Source organism: Mycobacterium gordonae (assembly GCF_001417955.2).
Taxonomy (GTDB): Bacteria; Actinomycetota; Actinomycetes; order Mycobacteriales; family Mycobacteriaceae; genus Mycobacterium; species Mycobacterium gordonae_B.
The window spans coordinates 1-17,849 of record NZ_LKTM01000366.1 but is presented as its reverse complement, the minus strand read 5'-3'; the positions used below and the strand labels follow the sequence as shown (position 1 = coordinate 17,849).

General features: G+C 66.8%; 18 protein-coding genes and 1 pseudogene. 9 read left to right on the top strand and 10 right to left on the bottom strand.

What is annotated here, in order from left to right; all coding sequences use genetic code 11:
• Positions 1 to 67 precede the first annotated feature (67 nt).
• Positions 68 to 3,964: a Pls/PosA family non-ribosomal peptide synthetase gene (locus tag AO501_RS30080; protein ID WP_055581233.1), complete on the top strand. Its 3,897-nt coding sequence runs from the start codon at positions 68 to 70 to the stop codon at positions 3,962 to 3,964.
• Entirely contained in the window at positions 3,961 to 5,271 is a 1,311-nt protein-coding gene (locus tag AO501_RS30075; protein WP_055581232.1) for a M1 family metallopeptidase, read from the top strand. Before AO501_RS30080 ends, AO501_RS30075 begins: the two co-directional genes overlap by 4 nt.
• A gap of 1 nt (position 5,272) precedes the next feature.
• Here AO501_RS30075 and AO501_RS30070 read toward each other — a convergent pair whose 3' ends face one another.
• On the bottom strand, positions 5,273 to 5,659 hold the full coding sequence (locus AO501_RS30070) for a DUF2237 family protein (RefSeq protein ID WP_055581231.1): 387 nt from the start codon (positions 5,657 to 5,659) through the stop codon (positions 5,273 to 5,275).
• Between the two features lie 76 nt (positions 5,660 to 5,735).
• Here AO501_RS30070 and AO501_RS30065 point away from each other — a divergent pair, with 76 nt between their 5' ends.
• Positions 5,736 to 6,131: a hypothetical protein gene (locus tag AO501_RS30065; protein WP_055581230.1), complete on the top strand. Its 396-nt coding sequence runs from the start codon at positions 5,736 to 5,738 to the stop codon at positions 6,129 to 6,131.
• A gap of 114 nt (positions 6,132 to 6,245) precedes the next feature.
• On the opposite strand, the gene AO501_RS30060 is transcribed toward AO501_RS30065, so the two are convergent.
• Genes AO501_RS30060 through AO501_RS30040 form a run of 5 tightly spaced genes read right to left on the bottom strand, consistent with a single transcriptional unit; the run spans position 6,246 to position 10,995 of the window.
• A complete protein-coding gene (locus tag AO501_RS30060) occupies positions 6,246 to 7,211 on the bottom strand; it encodes an LLM class flavin-dependent oxidoreductase (protein WP_055581229.1) in 966 nt (321 codons plus the stop codon).
• 6 nt (positions 7,212 to 7,217) lie between these two features.
• Positions 7,218 to 7,685 (bottom strand): VOC family protein, encoded by a 468-nt coding sequence (locus AO501_RS30055; protein WP_055581228.1) that lies wholly within the window; start codon positions 7,683 to 7,685, stop codon positions 7,218 to 7,220.
• 9 nt (positions 7,686 to 7,694) lie between these two features.
• A complete protein-coding gene (locus tag AO501_RS30050) occupies positions 7,695 to 8,444 on the bottom strand; it encodes an SDR family NAD(P)-dependent oxidoreductase (RefSeq protein WP_055581227.1) in 750 nt (249 codons plus the stop codon).
• On the bottom strand, positions 8,441 to 9,682 hold the full coding sequence (locus AO501_RS30045; protein WP_055581226.1) for an MBL fold metallo-hydrolase: 1,242 nt from the start codon (positions 9,680 to 9,682) through the stop codon (positions 8,441 to 8,443). Before AO501_RS30045 ends, AO501_RS30050 begins: the two co-directional genes overlap by 4 nt.
• A 41-nt stretch (positions 9,683 to 9,723) precedes the next feature.
• Positions 9,724 to 10,995 (bottom strand): sulfotransferase family protein, encoded by a 1,272-nt coding sequence (locus AO501_RS30040; protein ID WP_055581225.1) that lies wholly within the window; start codon positions 10,993 to 10,995, stop codon positions 9,724 to 9,726.
• A gap of 55 nt (positions 10,996 to 11,050) precedes the next feature.
• Between AO501_RS30040 and AO501_RS30035 the strand changes: the two genes are divergently transcribed.
• The 5 genes from AO501_RS30035 (at position 11,051) to AO501_RS30015 (ending at position 14,495) form a co-directional block, all read left to right on the top strand.
• On the top strand, positions 11,051 to 11,944 hold the full coding sequence (locus AO501_RS30035; protein WP_055581224.1) for a helix-turn-helix domain-containing protein: 894 nt from the start codon (positions 11,051 to 11,053) through the stop codon (positions 11,942 to 11,944).
• Positions 11,945 to 12,000: 56 nt separating this feature from the next.
• Positions 12,001 to 12,387 carry a YbjQ family protein gene (locus AO501_RS30030; protein WP_055581244.1) on the top strand — a complete coding sequence of 129 codons (387 nt, stop codon included), beginning with the start codon at positions 12,001 to 12,003 and terminating at the stop codon, positions 12,385 to 12,387.
• 52 nt (positions 12,388 to 12,439) lie between these two features.
• Positions 12,440 to 12,799 carry a hypothetical protein gene (locus AO501_RS30025; RefSeq protein ID WP_055581223.1) on the top strand — a complete coding sequence of 120 codons (360 nt, stop codon included), beginning with the start codon at positions 12,440 to 12,442 and terminating at the stop codon, positions 12,797 to 12,799.
• Between the two features lie 9 nt (positions 12,800 to 12,808).
• Positions 12,809 to 13,252 carry a TM2 domain-containing protein gene (locus tag AO501_RS30020; RefSeq protein ID WP_055581222.1) on the top strand — a complete coding sequence of 148 codons (444 nt, stop codon included), beginning with the start codon at positions 12,809 to 12,811 and terminating at the stop codon, positions 13,250 to 13,252.
• A gap of 106 nt (positions 13,253 to 13,358) precedes the next feature.
• Positions 13,359 to 14,495: a cellulase family glycosylhydrolase gene (locus tag AO501_RS30015; RefSeq protein WP_055581221.1), complete on the top strand. Its 1,137-nt coding sequence runs from the start codon at positions 13,359 to 13,361 to the stop codon at positions 14,493 to 14,495.
• On the opposite strand, the gene AO501_RS30010 is transcribed toward AO501_RS30015, so the two are convergent.
• A complete protein-coding gene (locus AO501_RS30010) occupies positions 14,496 to 15,152 on the bottom strand; it encodes a PE-PPE domain-containing protein (protein ID WP_231752659.1) in 657 nt (218 codons plus the stop codon).
• A 325-nt stretch (positions 15,153 to 15,477) separates the two neighbouring features.
• On the opposite strand from AO501_RS30010, the gene AO501_RS30005 reads away from it, so the two are divergent.
• Positions 15,478 to 16,002 (top strand): hemerythrin domain-containing protein, encoded by a 525-nt coding sequence (locus AO501_RS30005; protein ID WP_055581220.1) that lies wholly within the window; start codon positions 15,478 to 15,480, stop codon positions 16,000 to 16,002.
• A gap of 48 nt (positions 16,003 to 16,050) precedes the next feature.
• Here AO501_RS30005 and AO501_RS30000 read toward each other — a convergent pair whose 3' ends face one another.
• The 3 genes and pseudogenes from AO501_RS30000 to AO501_RS40870 all read right to left on the bottom strand — a co-directional run.
• Complete coding sequence (locus AO501_RS30000) at positions 16,051 to 16,680, bottom strand: MmpS family transport accessory protein (RefSeq protein ID WP_055581219.1); 630 nt, start codon at positions 16,678 to 16,680, stop codon at positions 16,051 to 16,053.
• Positions 16,681 to 16,913: 233 nt separating this feature from the next.
• Entirely contained in the window at positions 16,914 to 17,453 is a 540-nt protein-coding gene (locus AO501_RS29995; RefSeq protein WP_055581218.1) for a hypothetical protein, read from the bottom strand.
• 43 nt (positions 17,454 to 17,496) lie between these two features.
• Positions 17,497 to 17,832 (bottom strand): annotated as a pseudogene (locus tag AO501_RS40870) (PE family protein); the annotation flags it as partial.
• Positions 17,833 to 17,849: the final 17 nt, after the last annotated feature.

Genomic DNA, 17,849 nt, shown 5'->3' with positions numbered 1-17,849 from the left:
GTGCCAACCTCGTGCGAGCGCGTCGCGGCGCTCTCGACGCGGCGGCGACGTAGGTAGGGTTCCATGAGTGCCCGAGATCCCCGCGCAGTACCTGCTGTCGGCTGACGCACCGAGTCCGCGCACGCTGATCGACATCATCCGGGCGACCGCCGCCCGCTACCCGGACGCCGTGGCAATCGACGACGGAGAAGTCCAGCTCACCTACAGCGAGCTGATCGAGGACATGACCGACAGCGTCGCCTGGCTGGCCGCCCGCGGTATCGGGCGCGGCGACCGGATCGGCATCCGGATGCCCTCGGGCAGCTACTCGCTCTACACCGCGATCCTGGCCGTGCTGGCCGCCGGCGCCGCCTATGTGCCCGTCGACGCCGACGACCCCGACGAACGGGCCGAGCTGGTCTTCGGGGAGGCCAACGTCGTCGCGGTCATCACCGACAAGGGCATCGAGCGCACCCAGGGCGCATCCCGGGGCTGGCGTGCCGAGGCACCGCTGGCCCGCGACGACGCCTGGATCATCTTCACCTCCGGATCCACCGGCACCCCCAAGGGCGTCGCCGTCAGCCACCGCAGCGCCGCCGCGTTCGTCGACGCCGAAGCGCAGATGTTCTGCCAGGACAGCCCGATCGGGCCCGGTGATCGGGTGCTGGCCGGGCTGTCGGTGGCGTTCGACGCATCGTGCGAGGAGATGTGGCTGGCGTGGCGGCACGGCGCCTGCCTGGTTCCCGCGCCGCGGTCGCTGGTGCGCAGCGGGATGGACCTGGGGCCCTGGCTGGTCACTCGCGACGTCACGGTGGTCTCGACGGTGCCCTCGCTCGCGGCGCTGTGGCCCGCCGAGGCGCTGGAAGCCGTGCGGCTGTTGATCTTCGGTGGCGAGGCGTGCCCGCCGGACCTTGCGGAACGGTTGGCGGTAGAGGGTCGCGAGGTGTGGAACACCTACGGTCCCACCGAAGCGACCGTGGTGGCCTGCGCCGCACGCCTGGACGGTTCCGGCCCGATCAGCATCGGGTTGCCGTTGCGCGGGTGGGACCTGGCCGTGGTGGACGGCGAGGGCCGCCAGGTCGACTACGGCGAGACGGGCGAGCTCGTGATCGGAGGCGTCGGCCTGGCCCGCTACCTCGACGAGGACAAGGACGCCGAAAAGTACGCTGCCATGCCGACACTCGGCTGGAAGCGCGCATACCGCAGCGGCGATCTGGTGCGGCTGGAGGCGGACGGGCTGTACTTCTGCGGGCGCGCCGACGATCAGGTCAAGGTCGGAGGCCGGCGCATCGAACTCGGCGAGGTGGACTCCGCGCTGGTCAATCTGGCCGGGGTCAGCGGGGGCGCGGCCGCGGTCCGCCGGACCGCCGGCGGCACAGCGGTGCTGGTGGGTTATGTGGTGAGCGCGGACCCGTCCTTCGATATTGCCAACGCGCGCAACGAACTTGCCGGTCATCTGCCCGCGGCGCTGGTGCCGCGGCTGGTCCTCATCGACGAGTTGCCCACCCGCACGTCGGGCAAGGTCGATCGCGATGCGCTGCCGTGGCCGCCGCCCGGAAGCAGCGACACCGAGGAGGCCCCCGACCTGGCCGGCACCGCGGGCCGGCTGGCCGAGATGTGGCGGGATCTGCTCGGCGCCACCGTAACCGGCCAGGAGGCCGACTTCTTCGCCCTCGGCGGCGGTTCACTGGCCGCCGCGCAGCTGGTCTCCACCCTGCGACAGCAATACCCCCAGATCACCGTCGCCGACCTGTACGACCATCCCCGCCTGGGATCGCTCGCCGGATTTCTCGACGAGCTCGGCCCGCCGCCGCAGGTGCACGAGCGGGTGGTGAAGCCGACGCCCCGCCTGACCCAGCTGATCCAGACCATGCTGACGGTGCCGCTGGCGACGCTGACGGCGCTGCAGTGGGTTACCTGGCTCGCGCTGGGGAACAACATCGCCCGTGCTCTGCATCTGGTGCCCTGGACCGTGGCGGTGAGCTGGTGGTGGGTGGCGATCGCGTTCCTCTTGTTTGTCACACCGCTGGGCCGGATGGGGATCGCGGTGCTGTTCGCCCGGTTGCTGTTGCGGGACGTCAAACCCGGCAGCTACCCCCGCGGCGGGTCGGTGCATCTGCGGGTGTGGTTCGCCGAACGACTGGCCGAAGCCGGCGGCGCGGAGAACCTGGCCGGCGCACCGTGGCTCGTCTACTACGCCCGCGCGCTGGGCGCCGAGATCGGAAAGGGTGTTGACCTGCATTCGGTGCCGCCGGTGACCGGCCTGCTGAGCGTCGGGGAACGCAGCGCGATCGAGCCCGAGGTGGACCTGCGCGGTCACTGGGTGGACGGAGATGTGTTCCACGTCGGCGACATCACGATCGGTAACGACGCGACGATCGGCGCCCGCACCACCTTGCTGCCCGGCGCGGTCGTCGGCAAGAACGCCGACGTGGCGCCGGGCTCGGGGGTGACCGCCAAGATCAAGAACGGTCAGTACTGGAAAGGCTCGCCGGCGGCCAAGTCCGGCCGGGTGAATCACCCCTGGCCGGACGAACGACCGGCACGCAAGTCGTACTGGGTGGCCGGTTACGGGGTCACCTCCCTGGTGCTGGCCGGGTTGCCGCTGCTGGCCCTGGTCGGGGGCCTGGCCATCATCGGGCTGGCCGTCCGGCACACCCAGACCTTGTCGCAGGCGGTGCTGCCCGCGCTGCGGTGGACGCCGCCGGCGGCGCTGGCCGGGTTCGCCGCGTACGCGTTGGTGACCGTGATCGCCGTTCGGCTGCTGTCGATCGGATTGCGCGAGGGCTATCACCCGGTGCGCAGCCGGGTCGGTTGGCAGCTGTGGACCACCGAACGGTTGATGGACGCGGCCCGCACGTATCTGTTCCCGCTGTACGCCAGCCTGTTCACCCCGGTCTGGTTGCGCATCCTGGGAACCCGGGTGGGCCGGGGCACCGAGATCTCGACGGTATTGCTCACCCCCAAGTTTGCCGTCATCGAGGACGGCGCCTTCCTGGCCGACGACACCATGGTCGCCTCGTACGAGCTTGGCGGCGGCTGGATCTACGCGGCCGAGACCACCGTCGGGCGGCGCGCGTTCCTGGGCAACTCGGGCATCACCCAGCCGGGCCGCCGGGTTCCCGACGACGGTCTGGTCGCCGTGTTGTCGGCGACGCCGCCGAAGGCCAAGCGGGGCTCGTCGTGGCTGGGCAGTCCCCCGATGCGGTTGCGCCGACGGCCCGCCGAAGCCGACGAGGAGACGACCTACCATCCCCCGACCCGGTTGAAGGTGATGCGGGCCGCGGTGGAGATCTGCCGGCTGTTACCGGTGGTGGTGACGGTCGCGATCGGGGTGGCGGTATTGGGCGCATTGCAGGCGCTGACAATCACTTTCGGGATCTGGTGGGCGGCGCTGGCCGGAGGCCTGGTGTTGCTGGCGGCGGGCGCGGTCGCGGGCCTGGTGACGGTCGCGGCGAAATGGGCGCTGGTGGGGCGGATCCGGGCCGGTGAGTTCCCGCTGTGGTCGTCGTTCGTGTGGCGCAACGAGTTGGCCGACACATTCGTGGAAACCGTTGCGGCGCCGTGGTTTGCGCGCGCCGCCAGCGGTACGCCGGTGATGAACCTGTGGCTGCGCGGGCTGGGTGCGGCGGTGGGGCGCGGGTCGTGGTGCGAGACGTACTGGCTGCCCGAGGCGGATCTGGTGGTGCTCGGGGAGGGCAGCACGGTGAACCGCGGGTGCGTGGTGCAGACCCATCTGTTCCACGACCGGATCATGCGGATGGACAGCGTGGTGCTGGAACCGGGCGCCACGCTGGGCCCGCACTGCGTCGCGCTGCCGGCCGCGCGGGTGGGTGCCGGAGCCTCCGTCGGCCCGGCGTCGCTGGTGGTGCGTGGTGACGAGGTACCAGGATCGACTCGCTGGCAAGGCAATCCGGTCCGGCCGTGGGTGAGTCGCAAGAAGGGCCGCAAGAACGCGGCGGACGTCAAGGACAACGCCGCGTGAAGTCACCGGCCAAGCAGCAGGGTGTGGACCCATACCTGCCGCAGAACGGCAACTTCGGCTACACGGTCTCGCGCTACGAGCTCGACCTCGAATACAAGGTCGCGATCAATCGGCTCTCGGGCACCGCGACCATCACGGCGGTGACGGTGGCCGAGTTGGGCGAGTTCGCCCTCGACCTGTCGAGCGCGCTGTCGGTGTCGAGGGTCTCGGTGAACGGCAAACGCGCCGCCCGATTCGGCTGCCGGGGCGGTAAGTTGCGCATCACGCTGGACTCGAAGTTGCCGACCGGCGCCGCGATGACCGTGGTGGTGCGGTACGGCGGCAGCCCCAAGCCGCTCCGAACCCTGTGGGGCGAAGTGGGATTCGAGGAGTTGACCGACGGCGCCCTGGTCGCCGGGCAACCCAACGGGGCCGCATCCTGGTTCCCCTGCAACGACCATCCCAGCGCGAAGGCAGCCTTCCGTATCCAGATCAGCACCGAGAGCGGGTACCGGGCCATCGCCAACGGCAAGCTGGTGTCGTCCCGGGCGCGGGCTTCGCAGACCGTCTGGACCTATGAGCAACCCGAGCCGACGTCGACCTACCTCGTCACCCTGCAAATCGGTGTGTACGAGTCGATCCGGCTGGCCAGGACACCGGTGGCGATCCGCGCGGCGCTGCCCGAACGCCTCCGGGACAACTTCGACCACGACTTCGCGCGCCAGCCCGACATGATGGAGTTGTTCATCGAGTTGTTCGGCCCCTATCCGCTCGCCGACGGATACACGGTCGTGGTGACCGACGACGTACTAGAGATTCCGCTTGAGGCGCAGGGCATTTCGATCTTCGGCGCCAATCACTGCACGGGCACGCGGGCCAGCGAGCGGCTCATCGCGCACGAGCTGGCGCACCAGTGGTTCGGCAACTCGGTGACCGCGCGGCGGTGGCGCGACATCTGGCTGCACGAAGGGTTCGCGTCCTACGCCGAGTGGTTGTGGTCGGAGCGCAGCGGCGGGTCCACCACCGTCGCCCTTGCCCGTTACCACCTGGGACAGCTGCGCCAGAAGCCGCAGGATCTGCTGCTGGCCGACCCCGGGCCGCGGCACATGTTCGACGACCGGGTGTACAAGCGCGGCGCCTTGACCCTGCACGCGCTGCGGGGTCAGCTGGGTGACGAGAATTTCTTTGCGCTGCTCAAGGATTGGACAGCCCGGTATCGGCACGGCACCGCCAGCACCGAGGACTTCACCGGGCTGGCGGCCAACTACAGCGACGAGTCGCTGCGTCCGCTGTGGGATGCCTGGCTGTACTCGACCGAAGTCCCCTGACTTACAGATTCGCCAGATCGTCCGGCACGTCGACCGCGTGTTCTTGCAGGACCTCGAGTGGCACCACCTCGAGGGTGCGCTCGTGGGTGGAGGCCAGCACCACCGGAGCGGCGCACCCGTCGTTGTGGGCCCGCAGCCAGTTGCGCGCGGTGACGCACCAGCGGTCGCCCGGCAGCAGCCCGGGAAACCGGTACTCGGGGACCGGCGTCGACAGGTCGTTGCCGATCGACCGCTGGTGCTGGAGAAACTCGGCGGTCACGACAGCACAGATGGTGTGCAATCCGCGGTCCTCGTCGCCGGTGGAACAGCAGCCGTCCCGGTAGAAGCCGGTGACCGGCTCGGTGCCGCACGGTTCCAACGGGCCACCCAGCACGTTGCGATCAGGCATGCGCTCAGTATTGCTCGTTGTGCCCGAAAAGTAAGCGGAGTTCGGCGCCTTCAGGTGCTGCGGTAGGTTCAGCGGCGTGATACTTACGGGCGCTTTCCTGGCCGATGCGGCTGCTGTCGTCGACAACAAACTCAATGTCTCGGGTGGGGTGCTGTCCCGGTTTGCGCTCGGACCCGACCGCTCGGCCCGGTTCGTGCTGGTGGTGCTGACCCAGGCGGAGCCGGGTAACACCGACCGCACGCTCAAGATCGAGATGCGGCCGCCGACGGACGAGGACCCGATCCGGTTGGAGTTCGAGGTGCCCGAAGCGTCCGTCGCCGAGTTCCCCGGGTTCGCGTTCTTCGAGCTGCAACTGCAACTTCCCAGCGACGGTCGCTGGGTGCTGGTGGTGACCGGTGGGACCGGTGCGATCTCGCTTCCGGTGCTGGTGACCGAGTTCGCGCCGCCTTCTGCGCCGTCGTTCGGGCTGTAAGTTTCCGGCCCGCCCCGGCGCGAGCGACCCCAAAATGCCAGCCGCCGCGGCGTGTCCGCGGCAACACGCGGGCGCTCGCCACACCAGGGCAGGGCCGCCGCGGCCCGCGAGACCTCAGGCCAGCGCGGGCAGCACCACGTCGGTGAGCAGCTGCACCGACTTCCACGCCTCCTCGACGGGCATCCCCCCGACCAGCGGGTGTAGCACCACCGGGCCGTAGTAATCGGCATCGCGGACCTCGGCGATCAGCTGGTCAGGCGTCAGGAAGCGGTACCGCCCAGACGCCCTCACCTCCTCGAGAGTCTGGACTCCGGGCAGATGCATCAGAGACCGTTCGTCCGTGGACCAGCCGCCGTAGGTGACCGCTTCCCAGAGGATGTGCCCGCCCAACTCGGCCCAGGCCCGGTCAGGGTCCTCATGCAGGTAGATCATTCCGCGGTTGACCGGCCCGGGCATGATGACGAACGGTTTGACGCCGGCTTCGGCGCACAATTCGCGATAGTGGGCCGCGACGTCGGGCAGGTGGTCGGCCAGGCTGAGCGGAAGCCCGAACCGCGCCGCGCGCCGCGCCGTGGCGCGCGAGCCGCCGCCCACATACAACGGCGGATGCGGCCTGGTCCAGGTTCCGGTGCAGACGCCGTCTTCCACGCCGGACCAGACAGCGAGCATTCGCTCGACCAGAGCGTCCATCAGCTTGCCGCGCCGCGTGAAGTCCACTCCGAGTGAGTCGAATTCGACTGTGCGGTAACCCAGACCCACCGTGGTGTGCAGCCGGCCGCGGCTCATGTTGTCCACGAGCGCGATGTCCTCGGCCAGTCGGACCGGATTCCACAGCGGACCCAGCGCGCAGTCCACGCTGGCGATCATGGTCGACGTTCGCGCCAGGAACATCGACGCGGCCATGATCGGATTGCAGCTCCAGCCGTGCCCGGTGGCGTGGTGTTCGTCTACGCTGACCGTGGTGATCCCGCGCGACTCCCCGAACTCCGCCAGTTCCAGAGCCGCATTGAGCAATTCACTCTGCTTGCGCGGATTGCCCTGCGGCGAAGCGAAGTTGAACCGCAGCACCGTGAGGATCATGATCGGCTACTGGGCCATCGACTGCAGGAAGGCGGGAAAGTCGCCGAACAGCGCTCGGTCGACGATCTCGATGCGCGTCCCGCCGGCGTCGACGTAGTAGGCGAACATGCCGAGTGTCGAGCCCGGCACATCGGCGGTCATTTCGAGGGTGAACCCGTTGTCCTCCAATGCCTTCCCCGTCGCGGCGAGGTCATCCGCGAAGTAGCCCAGGTGATGGACGGTGTTTCCTGGTGCCGCCACCCACGGTGTCCCCGGTGTCTCCTGGATCAGTTCCAAGTACGGGCTCTGCACGGAGTAGACGAAGTTCGAGGTCAGTTCACGGGTGCCCGTAGCAGTGCGGAAGGGCAGCGTAAAGCACATCGGCTTGATCCACCGATAACCGGCCAGCGCGGTGAACCGGGCCATCGCGGCGTCGAGGTCGGGTACCACGATGCCGGTGTGGTACAGGTCTTCGGGTCGAAGTGCGAGCGCCATATTCCGTCCTCAGATGCAGTCCGATGCGCCGTCGACGACGAACACCGCACCGGTGGTGTAACTGCTTTGTTCGGTGCACAAGAAGGCTACCGTGGGCGCTATCTCGCCGACCTTTCCGAACCGCTGCAGCGGGATGTGCCCCAGTTCGGTGTCCATCAGTTCGGTCACCGAAAGCATCGGCGCGGTCATCGGGGTCTCGACGGCACCCGGCGCCACCGCGTTCACCCGGATCCCGCGGGACGCCCACTTCACGGCAAGGTTCCTTGTCACACAGATGATTCCGGCCTTGGCGGCTCCGTAGCCGGGGACCAGTGGGACGGCGCGCAGCGCCGACATCGAGGCCAGGTTGACCACGCTGGCGCCACCGGCGGCCGTCGAGGCCTGCAGCGCGCGGCGCAGCCCGACCGTGAGCCGGTATGGCCCGGTCAGGTTGAGCTCGACCGATGCCGCGAAACCGTCCGGCTTCGATTCATCGAGTCCCCCAGGGAAATTCGCACCGGCGTTGTTCACCAGCACGTCGAGTTCGGGGAACCGCCCCGTCAGCGCGTCAACGGAGGCCGGGTCGGTGATCTGCAACTGGTGGTACGTCATACCGGACAGATCGGTGTCGTATTCGCCGGCGTCGGACCTGGTTCCGGTGACGGTGACCCGGGCACCGGCATCCCGGAACAGGCTGGCGATCCCGTGACCGATGCCGCTGGTGCCGCCGGTGATCAGGGCGGTGGTTCCGGTGAAGTCGAAACTGACCCGTGCGGTCATGAGTTGCTCGCTATCTGTTGCTTGAGCCAGGCTGTCTCCCAGAAGTTTTCGCTGGCTGCCAGTAGGTCTTCGTGGGCTTCTCTGAGCACTTCACGGGCTCCCGGGTGGTCGCGGGCGACGAGCTCGGCGAGGTGGATGGCGTGCAGTGGCCGGCCAGCGCACAGGTGGGCCCGTGCACGGTCGACGAGCGCGTCGGCGCCGGCGAGTTCGACGATGTCGGCGGCCACCTCGTCGAATCCGACCGGATAGAGCTCAGTGGTCGAGCGGTGGTGAAACCATCCGGAATAGTTCTCCCAGATGGCCCGCACGTCCCAGGGAACCTTGCCATAGCCCTGTCCCACTTCGAGTTCCGGGGGCAGGGTGATCTCCCGCATCAGGGTGCGGACGTCTTTGCCGGCGTTCATGCCGGCGACGGTCTGGTCGTGGATGTGCTGAATTGCGTTGCGCAGCCTGGTCAGTTCCGATTGGATGCGCTCCGCGCCGGCGATCGGGCCGAAGTGGCCGGTGACCAACAGCTCGGGTTGCAGCTCGCGCACCCTTTCCACCGATGCGATCGCCGTCAGAGCGTCGCGGTACCGGTCGCCGCGGATGGTGACCAGGTTGGGGATATGTCCGAAGATAGGACCGAAGGTGTTTCCGCACAGGCAGATTCGCTCTTCGGGTAGCCACACAAGCAGCGAGTCGTTGGTTTCTCCGCCGGGCACGGCGATCAGTTCCAAGCGGCGGGTGCCCAGCTGCAGGGTCAGCGTGTCGTCGAACTCGAGATCGACGGTGGGAACACTCTGTCCGGGCAGCTTTCTGGTGCCCAGTCGCTGCTGGATGGCCTGAATGCCGGTGGCGAGCGTGTCTTTGAAGGCGAAGGCGCTGCGGCTGGCGCGATACGGGATGAGACGTTCGTTGTCGTCGCGCCACAACTTCCAGTTCGCCTGTGCGACAACGGTGGTGTCGGGGTCGCGGACGCTGTCCAGTCCGCCGACATGGTCGACATGGCCTTGCGTGAAGATGATGTAGCGCACCGGCGAGGAGTCGACGGCGTCGAAATTGGCCCGGTGCACCGGCCCCTCGAAGCCCATCCCGGTGTTGACGATCACCCGGCCTTCATCGGTGGTCAGCAGATAGGCGTTGGACAATCCCGGGGAGCACCAGAGTCCGGGGGCGATCTGCTCGGCCCTCTCCGCGGACGCCGGGCGCATGGCGTCGGCGCCCGGGCGGCTTCGATACACGGGTTCGGATGTCATGTGCCTCCTTCATTCGGTGCCTCCTTCATTCGGCGTCTCCTTCATTCGGCGCGGACGTCGAACCTGTCGAAGTAGAAGTCGAAGCGCGCGCGGAGTTCGTCGGGCGAGATACCGAAGTGGCGTTGCAGGTCGTAACGGATCCGGCCGTGCTTACCGCGGGGATTGCCGTCCAGGTACTTCTGGAAGCGCCGCTGCACCTTGTCGGTCAGTTCCGTGCCGGCACGGCGGTAGAGCTCACTCAGCAGCGACATTTCGTTGCCGTTGAGCTGGTGGAAGCTGATGTCGATGCTTCGTTCGGCCGGCACCAGATCCCGGTCCCGCACGCACGCGCTGAGCAGCCGGTGCACGCGGTCGCTCCAGTAGTCCAACAGCCAGTCAGGTTCGATGCTGGTCCGGCGCAGCCGGTCGGAGTAGGCCATCATGGTGATCGCTGACTGGATCACCGCGACCGGATCGCGATGCGTGAAGGCGACGGTGGCGTCTGGGAACGTCGCCATGAGCGGGCCGAGTTGTTCGCAATGCTGCGGGCTCTTGAGCACCCAGGTGCGTGGGCCGCGGAGAAAGGTCAGCGCCTGCAGCACTTTTCGCAGGTACCGGTAATGCCTCTGCTGGTCCAGGGCCAGATAGTAGTCTCGCCAATCCGGCACGCGCGCATGCCATTCGAGCACGTACGAGGCCAGGTCCAGGTCGAGGATCTCGACTTCCTCCTCGATGGCCTCCGGGAAGCGGTCGTGCATCGCGGCCACCACCGGGGCGCTGACCATGAGCGCGTCGTGTTCCTGCTTGCACCGCGTGTAGCGCGGATCCACGCCGAACGTGTCCGGCCCCTCGCCCGGGGCGGGGATCGGATCCTGACTCTCCCAGTAGGGCAGCGCGCGCCGGCGGGGGTCGGCGGCGATGAGGTTGACCAGGTGTGTCGTGCCCGAGCGCGGCATCCCGACGACGATGATCGGGTTCTCGATCGGTATCGACTCGATCTCCGGATACCGCTTGATCAGGTCGGTCAGCGACAACCGGTTGCGCAGCAACCGCACGACCCGCTGCCGCAGCGTGGACCGGGAGAGTTGGCGCAGCCCCTCGTCGTTGTCGATCGCGGCCACGTGCGCCCGCAGCCGGCCCGTGAAGCCATCGGTGTCGTCGAGATCCGAGGCACCCGCGTGGTCGCGCGCTTCGGCGAGCATCTTGTCGATGTCGAACTCGACGTGGCGGCTCTCGGTGTATTCCAGGATCTGGCGCTGGACGTCGGTCAACCGGGGCGACGTCAGGTCATCGAAGTCGATCTGGTCAGTGATCCCGACGCCCGCTGCTTCCACCGCTGCACTCCCGAACCTTTTCCTATGTCGAATAATCGATATAGCATTCGAAAATATGACGGCAACGCTAGACGGGGACGCCACGCAACGTCAACCCGCATCCCCTCCCACCGCGCGGGTGGTCGCCATCATGGAGCTGCTCGCATCCCAGCCCGCGCGCGGATTCACCCTCGCCGAGATCAGCCGCGAGCTGCACATCAGCCGCGCCACTGGTCACGCCATCATGAGCACTCTGACCAGCCGCGAGTGGGTGGTGCGGGCTCCCACCGGCGCCTACTCGTGGGGTCCGGGCATCACCTCGTTGAGCACACCGGCCCCCGAGCTCAGGCACCACGGAACACTGCAGAGCCTCGCCGAATCGATCGGAGCGCAGGTGTTTCTGGCCCGGCGGGAGGCCAATTCGATCGTGGTGATCGACAGCGCGGGTGAGACCGCATCGGGCATACATGTCGACCGGGGCTTGCGGATGCCGCTTGTTGCGCCCTTCGGCCGCGATTATCTGGCGTGGAGCTCCACCGCCGCGCAGCACACCTGGCTGGCGGGTGCGGGCAAGCCGACGCCCGCCATGTCGCGCCGAATCAGCGTCGTTCTCAACGAGATCCGCGAGCGCGGCTACGTCATCGAACGCCTCAGCCGGGAGTACATCCGGGTATACACCGCGTTGCGCGCACTGGGCACCGACGGGGAACCGGACGCCATCACGGTGCGATTGGCACGCGCACTGGCCGACCTGACGGTCATCGACATGGTGGCCGCCGAGCTCACCGAACCGAGCCTGCACAACATCGCCACCATTTCCGCGCCCGTCTTCGATGCGGACGGCATCGTCACCATGTCTGTCAGCGCCGCACCGTTCACCGAACTCAGCGGTACGCAGGTCGCCGACCTCGGCGAGCAGGTCCGCGTCGCGGCGCGAACGATCGCAGAATGCGTCGCGCATCCAGCCTGAGCGGTAGCCTGCAGCGGGAACCGACACCCCGTTCGTCCTGACAGAAAGGCATGCCGGTGCTCGTCGTCACAACCAATGACATCCCCGGTTGGGAAATCCAGCGCGTCTGCGGCGAAGTCTTCGGACTGACCGTGCGGTCCCGAAATGCGTTCGCGCAGTTCGGCGCCGGGTTCAAATCGATGTTCGGCGGCGAGTTGCAGGGCATGACCAAGAACCTGGCCGAGAGCCGTAATGAGGCGATGGCCCGGCTGATCAACGAGGCCCGCGCCAAGGGCGGCAACGCCATCGTGGCAATGCGCTTCGACACGACCGAGCTCGGTGATGTGTGGACCGAGATCTGTGCCTACGGGACGGCGGTGCAGGCGGTGCCGGTGACCGACGGCGCCCGCTACACCGCGTCCCAGCTGGGGTACGGCGGTGGTGCACCGCAGCCTCAGCAGTAGCCACCCGGCCCTCGGCCGTGCTTCTCTCAGGCCGCAGCGGTAGTTTCAGCCAGTGATAGTCGGGGCCTTTTTGGCCGAAGCTGCTTCGGCGACGGACAACAAACTCAACGTCTCGGGCGGCGTGCTGCTCCGATTCTCGGTCGAGGACGATCGGCTGGCCCAGTTCCTGCTCGTGGTACTGACCCAGGCGGAGACCGGCAGCCCGGAGCGGCGCGTCGAGGTGGAGATCCGCCCGCCCACCGATGACGAGCCGCTGAACATCGAGTTCGAGTTGCCCGAGGCCGCCACCACCGCCGAACTCGGTTTCGCGATCTTCCCGATCGAGGTCAAGCTGCCCGTCGATGGCCGCTGGGTTCTGGTCGTCACCGGCGGCGCGGGCATGATCTCGCTTCCGCTGATCGTCAGTGGTTAGGTAGAGCCGATGGGATCGCCGAATTACCCCGGAAACTCCGAGCAGCAGCCGCCCTGGGGCCAGCAGCCCTACGGCTACCAGCCACCGCAGCCGCCGCAGTACCCACCCGTTCCGCCCGTCCCGCAATATCCGGGCTATCCGGGTTACGCCGTCGATCCGCAGGCGCCGTTCGGACGTGACCCGGCCACCGGGATGCCGCTGTCGGACAAGTCCTCCACCACCGCCGGACTCCTTCAGCTGTTTTTCGGCGCCTTCGGCGTCGGTCGCTTCTATCTGGATTCCACCCAGATCGCGGTGATTCAGCTGTGCCTCGGCCTGTCCGGTCTGCTCTTCACCGTCTTCTGCATCATCGGCCTACCGGTGTTCCTCGGCGTCGCCATCTGGGGCTTCATCGACGCGATCATGATCTTCACCGGCAGCGTCACCGACAGCTACGGCCGCAAACTGCGCTAGCTCGCTCATCCCGAAAGTGACAGCGGGATAACAATTTCCACCCTCAAAGGGTCGCGGGCCGGTATGCCGCGCGGCGTGCGCCGGGTTCCGAACTTACCGTCGCTGGGTGCAACGCCGAACCGCTCTCAAGCTGCCCTTGGCGCTGGCGGCCGCCACAGCGCTAGGCCGGACGCCACGCGCCTCCGCCGAGGCGGGCCGCTGGCCGGCCGACCGTGCGCACAACTGGTATCAGGCCCAGGGCTGGCTGGTCGGCGTCAACTACACCACCTCGACAGCCATCAACCAGCTCGAGATGTTCCAGGCCGGCACCTATGACCCGCGGCGCATCGACAACGAGTTGGGCGCGGCGCGGTTCCACGGGTTCAACACGGTGCGGGTGTTCCTGCACGACCAGCTGTGGGCGCAGGACCGGGCCGGTTTCCAATCCCGGCTGGCGCAGTTCGTCGGCATCGCCGCAAGCCACGGCATCAAGCCGCTGTTCGTGTTGTTCGACTCCTGCTGGGACCCGTTTCCCCGGGTAGGCCGCCAGCGCGCGCCCCGGCCGGGCGTGCACAACTCCGGCTGGGTGCAGGGGCCGGGCGCCGAACACATCGACGATCCGCGCTACGTCGGCGTCATGCAGGAATACGTCACCGGGGTGTTGAGCCAGTTCCGCAACGACGACCGCGTGCTGGGTTGGGACCTGTGGAACGAACCCGACAACCCGGCGCGCGAGTACCGCAAGGTGGAGCGCAAGGACAAGCTGGACCGGGTTGCGGCGCTGCTCCCCCAGGTATTCCGCTGGGCACGCGCGGTGGATCCGGTGCAACCGTTGACAAGCGGTGTGTGGCAGGGCAATTGGGGAGATACCGGCGCTCGCAGCGCCATCGCCGGAATCCAGCTCGACAACGCCGACGTGATCACGTTCCACAGCTACGCCCCTCCGGGAGAGTTCGAGGGCCGCATCGGTGAACTGGCGCCACTCGGGCGTCCGATCATCTGCACCGAGTACCTGGCCCGGTCACTGGGCAGCACGGTGGAGGGAATTCTGCCGATCGCCAGGCGGCACAACGTCGGCGCGTTCAACTGGGGCCTGGTCGCCGGCAAGACTCAGACCTATTTCCCATGGAGTTCGTGGGACCACCCGGCGACCACGGTGCCCAAGCAGTGGTTCGCCGACCTGTTGCAGCCGGACGGGCGGCCGTTCGCGGACGGTGAGGTGCAGACGATCCGCAAGCTGGCCGCCGGACGGGATCGCGAGTGATCAGGCGGGTGGATCGACCGTCCCCATCGGGCGGTGGTAGGCCGATTCGACCATCGGGCGCCACTGCAGATCGTGAATCCTCTTGTTCTCGGCCGACTCGATCCGCCAGGTGACCATCGGCAGGTAGTACGTGGCGGGCGCTCCCAGGATGTAGGTGGCGTTGCCCTCGACGTACGACTTGTTTCCGGGATCGGTCAGGCTGAGATTGCTGTAATCCAGGTGCGGGCCCCGCAATTCCCCTTTGCCGGCAACGAAGTTGGACGCCACTCGGTTGAAAAGCGCGACGGAATTGGACAGGTCGGCCGGGCAGTCCGCCCAGAAATCGTATTGACGCGTCAACACTTTGACCGTGTAGCGGGTATCGGCCGGAAATCCCCGGCCGCCATATGCGGCGGTGCATCCGCTGTTGGGAATGGTGGTGCAGCCCCCGTACTTGTTCTCCGGATCGCCGGTGAGAACGAATGTCACCGTCGCGGGATCGATGTCGCTACCCGGACCGTACCGGCGCAGCCAGTCGTCTTCCACTTGCGCGCCTTCGCTGTGGCCGAGGACGATCTTGCGGCCCGGCGTGGAGTGCAACAACTGGTTGAGCACGTCTGATCCCTGGTGCACGAAATAGGCGTTGGGCAGATTTGTGTAGGGGACTTTGACTTTCACGTTCGGCGCCGCAAATAACTCGCCGCGTAACCAGTTGGAGGGCAGCGGCAAAAAGGCCGGGTTTATGGTCAATACCGTGGCAGCGGTGGATTCTTCTGCCGCTATGGCTTTTACCGGCGCGATTGCGCCGGCAACCACTAGCGACGCCAATGCGATTGACGTCAGCAAACGCCTCACCGGTGCCACCCCATGCCTGGCATATATATCATCGCCGACGTCAAAATCGTTGCGGCGATTAGTGAATCGTGACGGGAATGACGCTGGGTCGCGATCTGGCGAGGGTAGTCACAGTTTGGCCGGCGCGCCGAGGGTGAATTACTGAACCATGGCGGACATCATCGACCTCATCTACGCCGATCACGACTGGATCCGGCGTCAGTTCTTCCGCCTCGACGATGCGTCATCGGACGACGACTTCGCAGCCATCTGGAATGTCCTCAGTGCCCGCCTCGACGTTCATGCCGAGGCTGAAGAAGCGGTGTTCTACCCGGCGCTACTCAAGCACGGCGGGCATGACCACCCCAGCAATCCCGAGGGTGACCCGGAGGACGAGACCGAAGACGCCATCACCGACCACAACGCGATCCGTGACGCGGTCCGCCGGTCACGCCGGCTCGAGCCTGGCAGCACCGAGTGGTTCGAGGCCGTTCACGAGGCACGCGAGCAGAACGGCAAACACCTAGACGAGGAAGAGCGTGAGGCCATGCCGGACTTCATCAAGAGCGCCTCGCTGGAGCTCCGGAACGAGCTGGCCATGCAATGGTTGCGGTTTCATGCCGAACGCGAAGCGACCAAAGGTGTCGACAACCGCGACAAGGACGCCGGCGAATACATCGATAAGCATTCATGAGAAACCCCGGCCGGGGCCGGGGATTCTGCGTCAACTCGGGACGGCTTGTCAGCGTGTGTAAATGCAGTGCGCGTCTCCACCGACCGGTTTCTCGGCTACCACCTTGCCGTTCAGCGTGATGCGGCATCCAGGATTGGATTGCTTGCCGGTCGCGACTACCTGCAGCATCGTGACGTCGGCGCCCACGGTGGTGGTGCGCCTGAAGGGAAGCGACGCATTGCTGTAAAGACCGGTATCGGGGTCGGTGACGACGGAGTAGACGTCGCCAGGCCCGAACACCTCGAACACCACATTCCCACCAGCGGGGGACTGTGGCGCTGCGACCCGGGATGCCGCAGCGGCGTTGTCCGCCAACGTCGCCGAGCGCTCGTCGGGAGTGACGCAGATGGTGTCGCCGTCGAATGCCTCGCGCCAGACGTAACCGTTGACGCAGGTGTTCGGACCGTAGGCGCCGCCGTTGGGCGACCGGTGGTTGGTGGGGTTGGCATTTTCCTGCTGGGTGCGGGTGCGCACCGCGGGCGTGACGCAGACGTGGTCACTGGGCCGGGCTTCGCGCCATACGTAACCCGAAACGCAGGTGTCCGGGGCAGCCTCCGCGGGCGCCGGCACGGCGACGGTGATGAAGGCGGTGGCGGCGCACATCAGCAGCGGCGGTATGGATGAACGTGTGGTTGACATGGATTTTCCTCCCCAGAATCCCTTCGGATCCGATTGACGAGGGTCGATCGACTTCCTGATCGACCCGTTCTCGGTTCGGGTTGAAATTAACCTCGGGAGTTTGCGCAATTCTTGCGCAAAACTTGGAGGCCTCACCGATCTCTGGGCGCCGGAGCCAGCGGGCACGCTGCGACTTGCGTCAAAGTCGTTGGGGTGGTGCGTAACTCGAGACACCGAAGACTCCGCGTCGCGACCTAGTCGGTCGACGGCAGATTGAAGAATATCGTCCCGCCGGTGGGGCTGTAGGAGAAGTAAATGGGCATCTGCGTGAAGATGTAATTGCCGGTGTTGAAGTGACCCGCCGTGACCTGTACGGCATCCGGAGACGCACTGACGGTTTCGGTGTATAGCGTGGTGTAGCCCGTCTCGGTCGGCCCGGGAACCCGGACCGTAATGGTCGTCCCAGCGGGCAGGTACTCGCCCACCGAATAACCTGGGACGAGGGCTTCCGGAATGTCCCCGTCTACGCCGCCGCTGTCGACGTACGCGCCGCTGGTCGGCTGGAAAGCCCCACCGTTGACCGATATTTGGAATTGGTTGGTGATCGGCGCTCCGGAAACCGCGGCAAAGGGGTTCCCCGGATTGGGACCGAAGACCATCTCCTCGCCAGGTTGGTTGATGAGCACTCCTTGGCCGAGGATTCCAGGCAGCTGCTGCACGGCGCTGGTCTGGAAATGCGGCAGACTCGTCGTGTTGGCTCCGATGCCGAGAAGGCCTTCCGGCGTGTCCGGCACCCCGTTGAATGTTTCGGAGGTGATGACGCCCGATGGTCATGGGTCTGGTGATGATTCCGTGGCCGAAGTTCAGCGACGTCGTATATGTGTCGTAATGCACGACGGTTTCCTGTTCGGGCGTTCCGAACGTGTATATGCCGGAACCGGTGGACGGACCTAACGACTCCAGATCCACATCGGCGAGCGGGATCAAGGTGGTGGTAGATCCGGTGTCCACGGACACCTGCACCATCTGTCCGTCACCGACGGCGACGTAAACCTTTGGCCGGGTGCCTTCGACTTCGAGGTCGATGGCGGCTTGGCCACCGGCCTCGCCGGTTGCCCCCGAATGGCCTCCCAACAGGCTGCCCGGTCCGCCCTGCCCCCCGGCGCCCAGCACGCCGCCGGTTCCGCCGG

Bases quoted from the DNA above. Each gene is read 5' to 3' on its own strand.
- AO501_RS30070 (WP_055581231.1), bottom strand. From the start codon at position 5,659: ATGCCTGATCGCAACGTGCTGGGTGGCCCGTTGGAACCGTGCGGCACC.
- AO501_RS30060 (WP_055581229.1), bottom strand. From the start codon at position 7,211: ATGATCCTCACGGTGCTGCGGTTCAACTTCGCTTCGCCGCAGGGCAAT.
- AO501_RS30055 (WP_055581228.1), bottom strand. From the start codon at position 7,685: ATGGCGCTCGCACTTCGACCCGAAGACCTGTACCACACCGGCATCGTG.
- AO501_RS30050 (WP_055581227.1), bottom strand. From the start codon at position 8,444: ATGACCGCACGGGTCAGTTTCGACTTCACCGGAACCACCGCCCTGATC.
- AO501_RS30045 (WP_055581226.1), bottom strand. From the start codon at position 9,682: ATGACATCCGAACCCGTGTATCGAAGCCGCCCGGGCGCCGACGCCATG.
- AO501_RS30035 (WP_055581224.1), top strand. From the start codon at position 11,051: ATGACGGCAACGCTAGACGGGGACGCCACGCAACGTCAACCCGCATCC.
- AO501_RS30020 (WP_055581222.1), top strand. From the start codon at position 12,809: ATGGGATCGCCGAATTACCCCGGAAACTCCGAGCAGCAGCCGCCCTGG.
- AO501_RS30005 (WP_055581220.1), top strand. From the start codon at position 15,478: ATGGCGGACATCATCGACCTCATCTACGCCGATCACGACTGGATCCGG.
- AO501_RS30000 (WP_055581219.1), bottom strand. From the start codon at position 16,680: ATGTCAACCACACGTTCATCCATACCGCCGCTGCTGATGTGCGCCGCC.